Origin of the sequence: Halomonas profundus (genome assembly GCF_020865425.1) — a bacterium.
Classification (GTDB): Bacteria; Pseudomonadota; Gammaproteobacteria; order Pseudomonadales; family Halomonadaceae; genus Vreelandella; species Vreelandella titanicae.
The window spans coordinates 4,841,465-4,855,449 of the sequence record NZ_CP086344.1 but is presented as its reverse complement, the minus strand read 5'-3'; the positions used below and the strand labels follow the sequence as shown (position 1 = coordinate 4,855,449).

13 protein-coding genes are annotated in these 13,985 nt (G+C 59.6%); 7 read left to right on the top strand and 6 right to left on the bottom strand.

Annotated features, from left to right (window positions below):
- The first annotated feature begins 4 nt into the window (after positions 1 to 4).
- The 6 genes from LMS44_RS22050 to ureG all read left to right on the top strand — a co-directional run bounded on the left by LMS44_RS22050 (position 5) and on the right by ureG (position 4,585).
- On the top strand, positions 5 to 307 hold the full coding sequence (locus LMS44_RS22050) for an urease subunit gamma (RefSeq protein WP_022521353.1): 303 nt from the start codon (positions 5 to 7) through the stop codon (positions 305 to 307).
- Between the two features lie 146 nt (positions 308 to 453).
- Entirely contained in the window at positions 454 to 774 is a 321-nt protein-coding gene (locus LMS44_RS22045) for an urease subunit beta (RefSeq protein ID WP_027957896.1), read from the top strand.
- Positions 771 to 2,486 (top strand): urease subunit alpha, encoded by a 1,716-nt coding sequence (ureC, locus tag LMS44_RS22040; protein WP_278371010.1) that lies wholly within the window; start codon positions 771 to 773, stop codon positions 2,484 to 2,486. Before LMS44_RS22045 ends, ureC begins: the two co-directional genes overlap by 4 nt.
- A 158-nt stretch (positions 2,487 to 2,644) precedes the next feature.
- Positions 2,645 to 3,172 carry an urease accessory protein UreE gene (gene ureE / locus LMS44_RS22035; RefSeq protein WP_498946451.1) on the top strand — a complete coding sequence of 176 codons (528 nt, stop codon included), beginning with the start codon at positions 2,645 to 2,647 and terminating at the stop codon, positions 3,170 to 3,172.
- Entirely contained in the window at positions 3,162 to 3,917 is a 756-nt protein-coding gene (locus LMS44_RS22030; RefSeq protein ID WP_190374871.1) for an urease accessory protein UreF, read from the top strand. The genes ureE and LMS44_RS22030 overlap by 11 nt, the downstream gene beginning before the upstream one ends.
- A gap of 29 nt (positions 3,918 to 3,946) precedes the next feature.
- The gene (gene ureG, locus LMS44_RS22025; RefSeq protein WP_009286151.1) at positions 3,947 to 4,585 is read left to right on the top strand and encodes an urease accessory protein UreG; all 639 of its coding nucleotides are present in this window, start codon (positions 3,947 to 3,949) and stop codon (positions 4,583 to 4,585) included.
- Between the two features lie 2 nt (positions 4,586 to 4,587).
- On the opposite strand, the gene LMS44_RS22020 is transcribed toward ureG, so the two are convergent.
- A complete protein-coding gene (locus tag LMS44_RS22020; protein WP_022521358.1) occupies positions 4,588 to 5,514 on the bottom strand; it encodes a YihY/virulence factor BrkB family protein in 927 nt (308 codons plus the stop codon).
- A 440-nt stretch (positions 5,515 to 5,954) separates the two neighbouring features.
- Between LMS44_RS22020 and LMS44_RS22015 the strand changes: the two genes are divergently transcribed.
- The gene (locus tag LMS44_RS22015) at positions 5,955 to 7,742 is read left to right on the top strand and encodes a methyl-accepting chemotaxis protein (RefSeq protein ID WP_278371007.1); all 1,788 of its coding nucleotides are present in this window, start codon (positions 5,955 to 5,957) and stop codon (positions 7,740 to 7,742) included.
- A 100-nt stretch (positions 7,743 to 7,842) separates the two neighbouring features.
- Here the strand turns inward: LMS44_RS22015 and LMS44_RS22010 are convergent, their stop codons facing one another.
- The 5 genes from LMS44_RS22010 to LMS44_RS21990 are packed head-to-tail and all read right to left on the bottom strand — an operon-like array spanning position 7,843 to position 13,858.
- On the bottom strand, positions 7,843 to 8,088 hold the full coding sequence (locus tag LMS44_RS22010; RefSeq protein ID WP_027957890.1) for a formate dehydrogenase subunit delta: 246 nt from the start codon (positions 8,086 to 8,088) through the stop codon (positions 7,843 to 7,845).
- A gap of 10 nt (positions 8,089 to 8,098) precedes the next feature.
- Positions 8,099 to 8,926, bottom strand: coding sequence for a formate dehydrogenase accessory sulfurtransferase FdhD (gene fdhD, locus LMS44_RS22005; protein ID WP_278371006.1), 828 nt, complete (start codon positions 8,924 to 8,926; stop codon positions 8,099 to 8,101).
- A complete protein-coding gene (gene fdhF / locus LMS44_RS22000; protein ID WP_278371005.1) occupies positions 8,923 to 11,814 on the bottom strand; it encodes a formate dehydrogenase subunit alpha in 2,892 nt (963 codons plus the stop codon). The genes fdhD and fdhF overlap by 4 nt, the downstream gene beginning before the upstream one ends.
- A complete protein-coding gene (locus tag LMS44_RS21995) occupies positions 11,811 to 13,367 on the bottom strand; it encodes a formate dehydrogenase beta subunit (protein WP_278371004.1) in 1,557 nt (518 codons plus the stop codon). Before LMS44_RS21995 ends, fdhF begins: the two co-directional genes overlap by 4 nt.
- Positions 13,364 to 13,858: a formate dehydrogenase subunit gamma gene (locus tag LMS44_RS21990; RefSeq protein ID WP_039857589.1), complete on the bottom strand. Its 495-nt coding sequence runs from the start codon at positions 13,856 to 13,858 to the stop codon at positions 13,364 to 13,366. The genes LMS44_RS21995 and LMS44_RS21990 overlap by 4 nt, the downstream gene beginning before the upstream one ends.
- Positions 13,859 to 13,985 lie beyond the last annotated feature (127 nt).

Genomic DNA, 13,985 nt, shown 5'->3' with positions numbered 1-13,985 from the left:
TTCCATGGAATTAACCCCAAGAGACAAAGACAAGCTGCTGCTGTTCTCAGCCGCCCAATTGGCGGAGCGCCGCAAGGCGCGTGGTTTAAAACTCAATTACCCGGAAGCGGTGGCGCTGATCAGCTTCGAGATTATGGAAGGCGCCCGGGATGGCCGCAGCGTAGCGGACTTAATGAGCTATGGTCGCGAAATCCTTAGCCGTGAGGATGTGATGGACGGTGTCGCCGAGATGGTCGACGAGGTGCAGGTGGAAGCCACTTTCCCCGACGGCACCAAGCTGGTCACTGTCCATACGCCTATTGTGTGAGGGGTTAATTGTGAGGAGTGAGGGGTGGATTGTGAGGGGTGAGGAGTGAATAGTTAGGGGTGAGTAGTAGTGGGTTACGCACCCCTCATACCTCTCTCTTTACACCTCACACCTAACACCTCACAAAAAAACAAAGGAGCAACCAAATGATTCCCGGTGAGTACAAGTTAAAAGAAGGTGATATCGAGCTGTGCGCGGGACGTGAGCGGATTAGCGTCGAGGTGGCCAATACCGGCGACCGCCCGATCCAGATCGGCTCCCACTACCACTTTGCCGAAGCCAACCCGGCGCTGGTGTTTGATCGCGACAAAACCCGAGGCTTTCGCCTGGACGTGGCCGCAGGCACGGCGATTCGCTTTGAGCCTGGCCAGACCCGCGAAGTCACGTTGATTCCCTTTGTGGGCAAGCGCGAAATTTACGGCTTTCGCGGCGATGTCATGGGCGCGCTCGACGGAGGTAAACAATGAAACCGGTTAACAAGATCAGTCGGCAAGCCTATGCCGATATGTACGGCCCTACGGTGGGCGACCGCGTGCGCCTGGGCGATACCGAGCTTTGGATCGAAGTCGAACAGGATGCCACCCACTACGGCGATGAAGTGAAATTCGGTGGCGGCAAAGTCATCCGCGACGGCATGGGTCAAAGCCAGCGCGCCGACGACACGGTAATGGATACCGTGATTACCAACGCGCTGATTCTGGATTGGTGGGGTATCGTCAAAGCCGACGTGGGCATTCAAAATGGCCGCATCGCCGCGATTGGCAAGGCAGGCAATCCTGACGTACAGCCTGATGTTGAAATCGTCATTGGCCCCGGCACCGAAATCATCTCCGGCGAAGGGAAGATCCTGACCGCGGGCGGTATCGACTCCCATATCCACTTTATTTGCCCCCAGCAGGTCGAAGAAGCGCTGATGAGCGGTATCACCACCATGCTGGGCGGTGGCACCGGTCCGGCGGCTGGTACCAACGCAACCACCTGTACCCCCGGCGCTTGGCACATCGGTAAGATGCTGCAAGCGGTGGACGATATGCCCATGAATATCGGCTTTCTGGGCAAAGGCAACGCCAGCCTGCCTGAGTCCCTAGAGCTCCAGCTCCAAGCAGGCGCCATGGGCCTCAAATTGCACGAAGATTGGGGCACCACGCCTGCCTCGATCAATAACTGCCTTAACGTCGCTGATGCCTACGATGTGCAGGTGGCAATTCACACCGACACCCTGAATGAGTCGGGCTTTGTGGAAGACACCCTGGCCGCGTTTAAAGAGCGCTGTATCCATACTTACCACACCGAAGGCGCTGGCGGTGGCCACGCCCCGGATATCCTCACCGCCTGCTCGAAAGCCTATGTACTGCCGTCATCCACTAACCCAACGCGGCCCTACACCGTCAACACCATCGACGAACACCTCGATATGCTGATGGTGTGCCACCACCTGGATCCCAATATCCCCGAAGACGTGGCCTTCGCCGACTCACGCATTCGCCGGGAAACCATCGCCGCCGAGGATATCCTCCACGACTTGGGCGTGATCTCGATGATCGCCTCTGACTCCCAGGCCATGGGGCGGGTCGGTGAGGTGGTCTGCCGCACCTGGCAAACCGCCCACAAAATGAAGGTGCAGCGCGGCCTGCTGCCGGAAGATGAGGCCCTGGGGGCCGATAACCTGCGCGCCAAGCGCTATATCGCCAAGTACACCATTAACCCTGCGATCACCCACGGTATCGCCCATGAAGTCGGCTCCATCGAAGTCGGTAAGCTGGCGGATCTGGTGCTGTGGAAACCGGCCTTCTTTGGCGTGAAGCCGGCGATGATGATCAAAGGCGGCATGATTGCAGCGGCGCCCATGGGCGATCCTAATGCCTCGATTCCCACCCCGCAGCCGGTGCATTACCGCTATATGTTTGGTGCTTTCGGCCGTGCGGCCAGCCAAACCCGGCTCAGCTTTGTCAGCCAGGCCGCGCTGGATGCGGGCATCAAAGAGAAACTGGGGCTAAATAGCGAACTCGCGGCGTGCAAAAACGTGCGCCAAGTGCGCAAGCAGGATATGAAGCTGAACGATGCCTGCCCCGATTTGACCGTCGACCCGCAGACTTATGAAGTGCGCTGCGATGGCGAAATTTTAACCTGCGAGCCTGCCACTGAACTGCCGCTGGCCCAGCGCTACCATTTGTTCTGAAAAAGTGGGCGACACCTCCACAGTCAGGTTAGCCGGGGTAGCTCGTAGTGAGGGTCTTTTGCCATGGATGGCAAAAGTAGCTTACAAGGATGTATTTACAGCGCCCTCACGTAGAGCTACCCCGGCTAGGCCGCGAAAATTTCAATGGGACGATAGCAATGCTGAAACTGATAGAACGTTTAGGGCCAGTGGAGGAGAGCGCCGCTAGCGATACGCTCACGCTGCCCTTTGAGCTACGTATTCGCGGGCGCTTAAAAGCCCAAAGCGATAGCGGTCGCGAACTGGGTCTGTTTCTGGATCGCGGCCCGGTGCTGCGCAGCGGCGAAGGTCTAAAAGCCGAAAGCGGCGAAGTGGTGCGTGTCTGCGCCGCGGTAGAACCGGTGGTTACCGCGCGAGTGAGTACTGGCTTACCGCTGGCACGGCTGGCCTACCACCTGGGCAATCGCCACGTACAGCTGGCGCTGGGTGAAGATGACAAAGGCGGCTGGGTGCGCTTCCCGCCGGATCATGTACTGGAAGAGCTCGCCGAGCTGTTAGGTGCCGAACTAGAGCACCACAACGCAACGTTCGACCCGGAGCCGGGTGCTTATAACCAAGTAGGTGGCGGACATTCACATGGTCATTCGCACGGTCATTCACACGACCACGATCATGACCACTCGCATGAGCACCACCATGCCCACTGAACTCACTGCGCTAGAAAGCCAAAGTGATGAGCTAGCGCTGCTAGGGCTGATGCAGTTGGTGAGCCCAGCGTTACCCATCGGCGCCTTTGCCTTTTCCCAAGGTCTGGAAAGCGCCTTTGAGCTGGACTGGGTGCGCGATGAAGCCAGCCTCGCCGAGTGGCTAAACGGTGTGCTGGAAGATGGCTTAACCCGCTGCGAACTGCCAGTGCTGGCGCGGTTGCATGATGCGTTTGGTCAGGCGTTTGGCCAGGCGGACATGGCAGAAGGTCGTAAATCAATTGCCGCGTGGGATGAGTGGCTGGCTGCTACCCGGGAAACCGCCGAGCTCGCCGCCGAAGATAGCAGGCTGGGCGCCTCGCTAAAACGCCTACTGGGCAGCTTGAACTTGTTGCCTAGAGAGCAGCAGTTGCAAAGTGAGGGATTACTCCCACCCTTGCTTCCGCCCCAAGCAGGTTATGTAACGCTGTTTGCCTACACGGCCCACGTCCGTGGCGTGTCTGTTCGCCAAACGCTGCTGGGGTTTGCCTGGGCGTGGATGGAGAACCAGCTAGCGGTGGCCTGTAAAGCCTTGCCGCTTGGCCACACCGCTGCCCAGCGATTAATTGAACAACTGCGCCCCGCGCTAGTGAATGCCGTTAATCAGGCACTTACGCTGGATGATGAAGAGCTGGGCCCGGTGCTGCCCGGCCTAGCACTGGCTAGCGCCTTGCACGAAACCCAATATTCGCGCCTGTTTCGAAGTTAGATGACCTAGAAGTTAACGAGGAGAGAACAATGACTCACTGTTTACGCGTTGGTGTGGGTGGCCCGGTTGGTTCCGGCAAAACTGCACTGCTCAAGCAACTCTGTTTAGCGCTGCGTGATTACTACGATATCGCCGTAGTCACTAACGATATCTACACCCGCGAAGACGCCGACTTCCTGCTCAAGCACGATGCTCTTCCAGCGGACCGTATTCTAGGCGTGGAAACCGGCGGCTGCCCGCACACTGCCATTCGTGAAGACGCCTCGATGAACTTGGCGGCCATTGATGAGCTCCAGGCGCGTCACCCGAAGCTGGAACTGGTCATGGTCGAGTCGGGCGGCGACAACCTCTCGGCGACCTTCAGCCCCGAGCTTTCCGACCTAACGCTCTACGTCATCGACGTCTCGGCAGGCGACAAAATCCCCCGCAAGGGTGGGCCGGGCATTACCAAATCGGATCTACTGATTATCAATAAAATCGATATCGCCGAGCAGGTGCACGCCTCACTAGAGGTAATGGAGCGCGACTCCAAGAAAATGCGCGGCGAGCGGCCCTTCGTGTTCACCAATCTTTATGACGGAGTAGGGCTTGAGGAGATTATCCGCTTTATTCTCGATAAAGGGATGCTTGATGAGCGGCGTCCGCAGGCCGAAGTGACCGCTAGCTAACGTCAATCGACCCGCGTAATTGGTTGGCGATTAGGGTCGACGTGCCATGGCAGGCCAAGGCGGGTATTACGTTCCAGTTCGGCAATCACCTGGGCGCCCAGTAGTAAAATGATGGCGCCCACTTCCAGGCTAATCAGTACGACCACCAGCGCTGCCAGCGAACCGTAGACGGCGTTAACGAACGAGAGATTGGCGAAATAGTAAACCAGCAACAGGCGAACCCCCTCCCACAGCAGTGCTGCCACAAAGCCCCCTACGATTGCCCGACGTAAGGCGATGCGCACCACCGGCAGCACTTTGTAGATAGCGCTGAACAGCAGGAACACCCCAGTGAAACTGGCCAGGTTAAGCACCGGCTCGGAAAATCCCGCCAGCGGCAGTTCCCGTTCAAATAGCAGCATCACCAGCGTATTAAGCGAACTGGCCAGGGTGACTACCAGCGTGAGAACCATAAGCGCCGCCCCCAGTACCACCATAAAGGCGTAGGGCAACATTACCGAAACCCAAACGCTGCGTTTGATATGCGGGCTATCCGGCGCATGGAAAATGATCGCCAGGGCGTCTTCCAGCATACGAAAGGCGAATGAGCTGAACAGGAGCAGAATGGGAAAGCTCAGAATGCCAATCACATCTCGCGATTCCAGCAGGCTGCGAACGGCCTCCAGCAACACTTCCGCGTGGGCAGGCGCCATATGGCGTGCCTGTACGGCCAGCACATTGAGTAAGTGCTGCTGATCGACGACTTGGGTTAACAGCACAACGAGCACGGCGAAAAGCGGCACGATAGAGAGCAGGATGTTGTAGCCCACTCCGCCGGCCAGCAGGACACCGTGATTTTTCAGGAAATTGCGTAATACGCGCCAAGCAAAGTGAACCAACCTAGGGAGCAGGAGCAAGACAGCGCTAACAAATGGGTGGTTTCGAACCATGCTTGCTATTCTCCTTGGACATTAGGCCCTATCGCCATGATACGCTGATGGCAATGGCAAATAACAAGGGCAAATATCAAGGAAGTCCCGAATTGCCTGATCTGGCTTCAGGAGAGAGTAGTAAGAGGTAGAAGCTAACTCGCCGCCCTACAAACAAAAAGGTCGCCCTGACCAGGCGGTAGAGAGACCAGGGCAACCGAAGATTGTGGTTAAGCGACTTGCTTAAAACGGGCCATCCCTGGCCACCACATCCTCACAGTGAACCTTTACTTTATGAATAACCTTAACTTAGGTTATGAACCTAATTATTAGTTGCTAATTATTTGAATCTTAAGTAAAAAAATAAAAAAACTGGTAAAGTTCGTGCACTTTAGGTCGATAAGGCTCCTATAACTACTAAAAACTCTTCACTCAAGACTGACTCTGGAGCTTGCTCACATATGTCCACTCCTTCTGCTCCCAAACGAGCCCTTGGTTTACAAACCAAGGTGCTGATGCTTGTACTGCTCCCTCTTCTGTTAGTGACGGTTGTGCTGGTCGGGTTTAAAGCCTACAGCAGCGCCCAAGACACCCGCGATACGTTGGCAAACCAGCGTGAAATGCTGATTGAAGAGCGCCGCCATGCGGTGCGCGATATCGTCCAGATGGCGACTTCTGCCATCGAGCCCATTTACGAACAAGCCGGTGCCAACGATGAGGCAGCCAAACAGCGGGTAGCCGAGCTGGTGCGTTCCATGCGCTTTGAAGATAACAACTACATTTTTATCTACGACTATGACGGTAACAATATCGTCACGGCGCCTGCACCGGAGCGTGAAGGTACCAACATGATCGACGCGCAAACCCCCGATGGCACCTATCTGATTCGCGAGATCATTCAGCTTGCTCAGAGTGGCGGGGGCTTCTACAGCTATATGTGGGATTACCCAGGTACCGACAGAATTGAACCCAAGCACTCCTTCGTTGACCGCCTTGAAAAATGGGACTGGCTCATTGGTGCAGGCGTTTATGTCACCGATGCTGACGATGCTATTGCCGAACTTGAAGCCGCGGCTGCCGCCGATTTGCGCCAGGGCATTATATTTGCCTCCTTGTTGGGTCTGGGTCTATTTATTGTGATTGCACTGATAGCGTATGGCTTGGTGCGTCGCACGCTGGGGCCGATCAAGCGCACTACTGCGGCTATGCACGATATTGCCCAGGGGCGCGGTGATTTAACCCGTCGCTTAGCAGTTGAAAGCGGTGACGAAATTGGCGAGCTTAGCGTTCAATTCAACGCCTTTGTAGCGCGGATGCAGAACACGCTTCGTGATGTACGCAGCAGTACGCTCAGCGTGCACCAGGCAGCGGGGGAGATCTCACAAAGCTCTGATGAGCTTGCCACCCGTACCGAGCAGGCGGCCGCGAACCTGCAACAAACCTCAGCTTCCATGGAAGAGATCACCTCGACCGTTAATCACAGCGCCGACAATGCCCAGCAGGCCAATACGCTGGTGCAGTCTACTGCTGATGTAGCCCGCGAAGGTGAGACCTCGATGGGGCAGGTGGAAAGCACCATGAGCGATATTAACGACTCTGCATCGCGCATCAGTGACATCATCAGCATGATCGATTCGATTGCCTTCCAAACCAATATTTTGGCGCTTAATGCCTCGGTGGAAGCCGCAAGGGCAGGTGAGCATGGCCGCGGCTTTGCCGTGGTGGCACAAGAAGTTAGGGTTCTGGCCAGTCGTTCCAGCGATGCTTCCAAAGAGATTCGTGCGCTTATTGATGCATCGGTTCAGCACACTAACTCCGGTGCGAAGCTGGTACGCAGCGCCGGTGATACCATGCGTGAGATTGTCTCCAGCGTGGCGAAAGTCACCGATGTAATCGGTGAGATCACCGCTGGCGCTAAAGAGCAGAGCAGCGGTATTGGCCAGATCAACACTGCCGTGGCTGAAATGGACACCATGACCCAGCAGAACGCCGCCATGGTGCAGGAGTCCACCACCGCCGCCGCCAATATGCGCCGCCATGCGGAGCACCTGAATCAGTTAATCAACTCCTTCGTACTTGGTGACGATGAGCCCACGCCGCGGCACGAAGCGCTAGCGTCTCCGGCCCCTCAGCAACGTGGCAGTGATAGCGCCATGAAGCGCCCTGCGCTTTCATCGCACTCCTCATCACAGCCATCGTCAAAGCCCTCACCGGCAAAGCATGCTGCAGATGAGTGGGAAGAGTTCTAACGTTCACTACCAGTGCTTGTGATATCAGCGCTTGGGAAAGATGGGTATAAAAACGGGGCTTGCCATTTGGCAAGCCCCGTTGCGTTAACGACGGTGATGCTTATCCGGCATGCCGCCTGGCCAGTCCTTCAGCCAGCAAGATGACGGCCCGCTTTGCCAGCGGTGAAAGCGGGGCATCCTCGCGCTCCAGTGTGGCGACCAGGCGATGCTTCATGGAGCGTGCCCAGAAGGTTTCCAGGTGGCGGCAGGTGGCCGCTGCCGCCGTTTCTTCATCGCGACCGCCGCCCAGGTTAGCGGCGATCTGGTTGGTCATGTGAATCAGCTGGTTATCGTGGTGCGACGACATGGTGTATCTCCTAAGCCGTGGCCATTGCCGCCGTAGCGGGTCGATGGTAAATCAAATGGCGGCCGGGCCGTGCAAAGCCTGCCAACAGCAGCCCCGACGCCTGGGCCTGCTCCACAGCCAGGGCGGTGGCCGCCGAGACAGCCACCAGTGCGCCAATGCCGGCACTGGCGCACTTGTGAACCATCTCGTAGCTGGCGCGACTGGTGACGAGCGCGAACCCCTCACCTAGCGGGTTGGCCTCGCGGGCGAGCGCACCGATCAGTTTGTCCAGGGCGTTGTGCCGACCGACATCCTCGCGCAACCGTTGGATGCGCCCCTGGGCATCGCACCAGGCGGCACCGTGGCTGGCGCCAGTGGCCGCCTGCAGCGGCTGGTGGGCGGACAGTTCCCGCAGGGAACGCTGGATGGCGGCATCACTCAAGGGCGGCGCCATGACATGGGGAATCGGCCGTATGGCCTGCTCCAGGGCTTCGGTGCCGCATAGCCCGCAGCCAGTGCGTCCTGTCAGGCTGCGCCGCCGCTGTTTGAGCTCGGCCATTCGCTGGCTGGCAATAGTGAGGTGAACGGTGAGGCCTTGGGGTGCTTCGTGGATATCGAGGTCGTAGCACTCGTCGACGTTGGCCAGGATGCCTTCTGACAGGCTGAAGCCCAGGGCAAACTCCTCAATATCCGTCGGGCTGGCCATCATCACCGCGTGGGAGATGCCGTTGTAGACCAGGGCCACCGGCCTTTCCAGGGCCAGTAGATCCTCCTGGGTATCGGTGTACCAGCCGTTAGCGCCACGGCGCACCTCCACCGGCTGGCGCGCTACCGCGTCGCGAGTATGGTGGATGCTCATGGAACCTCCTGCTGGGCCTTGGCCAGGTAATCACGCTGGGCCAGGTCAAAGGCGCTAAAGCGTTGCTGCCAGGCCGACGGTTGGCTGACTTTTTCCACCTGCACCGCCGTGACCTTGTACTCCGGGCAGTTGGTGGCCCAGTCCGAGTTGTCCGTGGTGATGACGTTGGCGCCACTGCCGGGGTGGTGGAAGGTGGTATACACCACGCCGGGCTGCATGCGCTCACTGAGCCGGGCACGCAGTACCGTCTGGCCGGCACGGCTGGTGATGCCCAGCCAGTCGCCGTCGCGGATGCCGCGCAGCTCGGCGTCAGAAGGGTGCAACTCCAGCACGTCCTCGTCGTGCCAGCGCTGGTTGTCGGTGCGCCGGGTCTGGGCCCCCACGTTGTACTGGCTAAGGATCCGGCCGGTGGTGAGCAGTAGCGGGAAGCGGCGGTTGGCCCGCTCCTCGGTGGCCACGTACTCGGTAATCGCAAAGCGGCCCAGCCCGATGGGGAACTCAACCTCGTGCATGGTCGGCATGCCCAGCGGGTACTCGGCGTTACAGGGCCACTGAAGACTGCCGCGCCCCTCCAGCTTGGCGTAGCTGACGCCCGCGAAGCTTGGCGTCAACTGAGCGATCTCGTCCATGATTTCGGAGGGGTGGGTATAGTGCATCGGGTAGCCCAGCGCATTGGCCAGATCCTGGGTGATTTGCCAGTCTTCCTTGCCTGCCAGAGCCGGCATCACCTTGCGTACCCGATTGATGCGCCGTTCGGCGTTGGTGAAGGTGCCGTTCTTCTCCAGAAAGCTTGAACCCGGCAGCAGTACGTGGGCGAACTTGGCCGTTTCATTGAGGAAAATATCCTGCACGATCAGGCAGTCCAGCGACGTGAGCGCCGCCTCGACGTGCTGGGTGTTGGGGTCGGACTGAGCGATATCTTCGCCCTGCACGTAAAGCGCTTTAAAGGTGCCTTCGATGGCAGCGTCGAACATATTGGGAATGCGCAGCCCCGGTTCGTCGTCCAGTTTCACACCCCACACGGCCTCAAAGCGGCCGCGGGCGATGGGGTCGGCCACGTGTTGGTAGCCCGGCAACTCATGGGGGAAGGAGCCCATGTCACACGAACCCTGGACGTTGTTCTGGCCGCGCAGCGGGTTCACACCCACGCCCTCGCGGCCAATATTGCCTGTGGCCAAGGCCAGGTTGGCAATCCCCATCACCATGGTGGAACCCTGACTGTGCTCGGTCACTCCCAGCCCGTAGTAGATCGCGCCGTTGCCCGCCGTGGCGTAAGTGCGTGCCGCCTGGCGCACGGCCTCGGCGGGCACGCCGGTAATGGCTTCGGTGGCCTCCGGGGAGTGGCGCGGTTCAGCAATAAACTCACGCCAGCTGTTATAGGCATCGGTGTCGCAGCGCTTGGCCACGAACGCCTTGTCTTCCAGACCTTCCGTCACCACCACGTGACCCAGCGCGTTGACCAGCGCCACGTTGGTGCCCGGGCGCAGCGGCAGATGTTGGGCCTCGCTCATGTGCGGGGTCTTTAAAAGGTCGATACGGCGAGGGTCGGCGACGATCAGCTTCGCCCCCTGGCGCAGGCGTTTGCGCATCAGCGAGCCAAACACCGGGTGGGCGTCGGTGGGATTGGCGCCGATCACGATAATCGCGTCCGACTTCATCACCGAGTCAAACGTCTGGGTGCCCGCCGATTCACCCAGCGTGGTCTTCAGGCCGTAGCCGGTGGGCGAGTGGCACACCCGCGCGCAGGTGTCAGTGTTGTTGTTGCCAAACGCTGCGCGAATCAGCTTCTGCACCAGGTAGGTCTCTTCGTTGGTGCAGCGCGAGGAGGTGATACCGCCGATGCTCTCGCGGCCGTGCTCGGCCTGAATCGACTTGAGACGGTTCGCGGCAAAGCTGATCGCCTCTTCCCAACTGGCTTCGCGCCAGGGCTGATCGATTGAGTCACGAATCATCGGCGTGGTCAGGCGATCCGGGTGGGTGGTGTAGCCGAAGGCAAAACGCCCCTTCACGCAGGAGTGGCCGTGATTGGCGTCGCCGCCCTTGTAGGGCACCATGCGCACCAGCTGGTCGCCCTTCATCTGGGCCTCGAAAGAGCAGCCCACGCCGCAGTAGGCGCAGGTGGTGACCACGCTGTGATCCGGCACGCCGTGGTCGATCACGCTTTTTTCCATTAGCGTGGCCGTGGGGCAGGCCTGCACGCAGGCGCCGCAGGAGACGCAGTCCGAGTCCATGAAGGCGTCGTTCTGGCCTGCTGATACTTTGGATTCGAACCCGCGGCCATCGATGGTTAGCGCGAAAGTACCCTGGACTTCGTCGCAGGCGCGCACGCAGCGTGAACAGAGGATGCACTTGCTGGGATCGAAGGTGAAGTAGGGGTTGGATTCGTCCTTGACCGCCTCCAGATGATTCTCGCCCGTAAAGCCGTAGCGCACCTCGCGAAGCCCCACGCTACCGGCCATGTCCTGCAGTTCGCAGTCGCCGTTGGCCGGGCAGGTCAGGCAGTCCAGCGGGTGGTCGGAGATGTAGAGCTCCATCACGTTGCGACGCAGCTTGGCCAGCCGCTCGTTCTGGGTGGTCACCTTCATACCTTCAGCAACGGGCGTGGTGCAGGCGGCGGGCAGGCCGCGGCGTCCCTCCACCTGCACGGCGCACAGCCGGCAGGAACCGAAGGGCTCCAGGCTGTCGGTGGCGCACAGTTTGGGAATGTTGATATCCGCCAGGGCCGCGGCGCGCAGTACCGAGGTGCCCTCCGGCACGCTGATGGATACGCCGTCGATATCAAGGCTCACCGAGGCAGTGCCGACGGCCTGAGCAGGGAAGGGCGTGCCGAGGTCTTTGCTATGCCCGGCGTTGCTGGCATGCTGACTGGGGTCGAAGTGCTGAATCATGATCTGTCTCCGTTCGCCGCCCGCTGGAAATCCTCAGCAAAGTGTTTCAGGGCGCTCTGCACCGGGAAGGGGGTCATGCCGCCCATGGCGCAGAGCGAGCCGTCTACCATCGTTTCGCAAAGATCACTCAGCAGGGCGAGGTTGGCCTCGCGATTGTCGTTGGCGCGAATACGATCGATTACCTCCACGCCACGGGTCGAGCCGATACGACAGGGCGTGCACTTGCCGCAGGACTCCACCTTGCAGAACTCCATCGAGAAACGCGCCTGTTCGGCCATATCGACGCTGTCGTCGAACATCACCACGCCGCCGTGACCGACGCCTGCACCGACCTCGGCGAAGGTTTCGTAATCCAGCGGCATATCCCACTGGCTTTCGGGCAGGTAGGCGCACAGCGGCCCGCCTACCTGAACGGCGCGCAAGGGCTTTCCGGTGAGCGTACCGCCGCCAAAATCCTCCATCAGCGTGCGCAGAGTGGTACCAAAGGCCAGCTCCACCAAGCCGCCACGCTTGACGTTGCCCGCCAGCTGGAGGGCTAGCGTTCCTCGCGAGCGGCCCATGCCGTGATTGGCGTAGGCTTCGGCGCCTTCGGCCAGAATGAATGGCACGGCGGCCAGCGAGAGCACGTTATTGACCACCGTAGGGCGGCCAAATAGGCCCTCGATGGCGGGCAGCGGCGGCTTGAAACGTACCAGACCACGCTTGCCTTCGAGGCTTTCGAGTAAAGAGGTTTCTTCACCGCAGATATAGGCCCCGGCGCCGAGGCGCACTTCCAGTTGGAAGGTACGGCCACTGCCACAAAGATTGTCGCCCAGGTAACCGGCCTGCTCGGCGCGGGCAATGGCTTCGTCGAGCACCTGTTTGGCCAGTGGGTATTCGGAGCGCAGGTAGATATAGCCTTGGGTGGCGCCCACCGCGAGCCCAGCGATGGTCATGCCCTCAATCAGCATGTAGGGGTCGCACTCCATCACCAGACGGTCGGCAAAGGTGCCGGAGTCGCCTTCATCGGCATTGCATACGATGTACTTCTGATCGGCTGGCGTATCGAGCACCGTCTGCCACTTGATGCCGGTGGGGAATGCCGCCCCGCCGCGTCCGCGAAGCCCCGAGGCTTTGACTTCCTCGACGATATCCTGGGGCTCGCGTTGCAGCGCAGCCTCCAAGCCGCAAAAACCGTTATGGGCGCGATAATCCTCAATCGATAACGGGTCAGTAATACCGATACGCGCGAAGGTCAGCCGCTGCTGGCGGGCGAGGTAGTCGATTTCTTCCGTGGGGCCCTGCGCCAGTGGGTGGCTGACGCTGCCTTCCAGCAGGCCGCTATCGAGCAGCACGGTGACATCGCCGGGGGCTACCGGGCCATAGGCGAACCGGCCGATGGGAGTGTCGACTTCCACCAGCGGCTCAAGCCAGCTCAGCCCGCGGGAGCCATTGCGCACCAGCGTGATGGGTTTTCCGCGTGCGGCTGCCTCCCTCTCCAGTCGGCTGGCGATCGTATCGGCGCCCAGCGAAAGCGCGGTGGTATCGCGGGGTACATAAACGCGGACGCTCATCCCATCACCTCCAGCGGCCGGGTTTGTAGCTCATCTATCAATTCATCGAAGGCTTCCGGCGTGACGCGGCCGCGTACGCTGTCGTCCACGCGGATCGACGGGCCGCAGGCGCAGTTGCCCAGGCAGTACACGGCTTCGAGAGTAATTTCGCGATCCGCCGTGGTCTGGTGGTAATCGACCCCCAAACGCGCTTTGGCGTGGGCCTCGAGCTGGCGCGCCCCTACCGACTGACAGGCCTCTGCGCGGCAGATCTGCACTACGTGGCGCCCCGGCGGCGTGGTGCGAAAGTGGTGGTAGAAGCTGATGACGCCGTGCACTTCGGCACGTGTCTGGTGCAGGGCATCGGCGATGATCGGCACCGCTGCCTCAGGAATAAAGCCGATGCGATCCTGAAGGGCGTGGAGGATCGGCAGTAGGGCGCCGGGCTTGTGCTTCAGGGCGTCGACTTCGGCCTGAATCGCCTGCGGTGCCCACTCCTGGGAATGGTTCATGGTGCCTTCCTCACTACTGTTTATTATGTTTTAAATATGCACTGCTTTTCATATTTAAAAAGGCGTGCATCACGGTTGATCTAACGCTAGCATCAAGTTAATGACTGCAAAATATGAAATTGTTTGC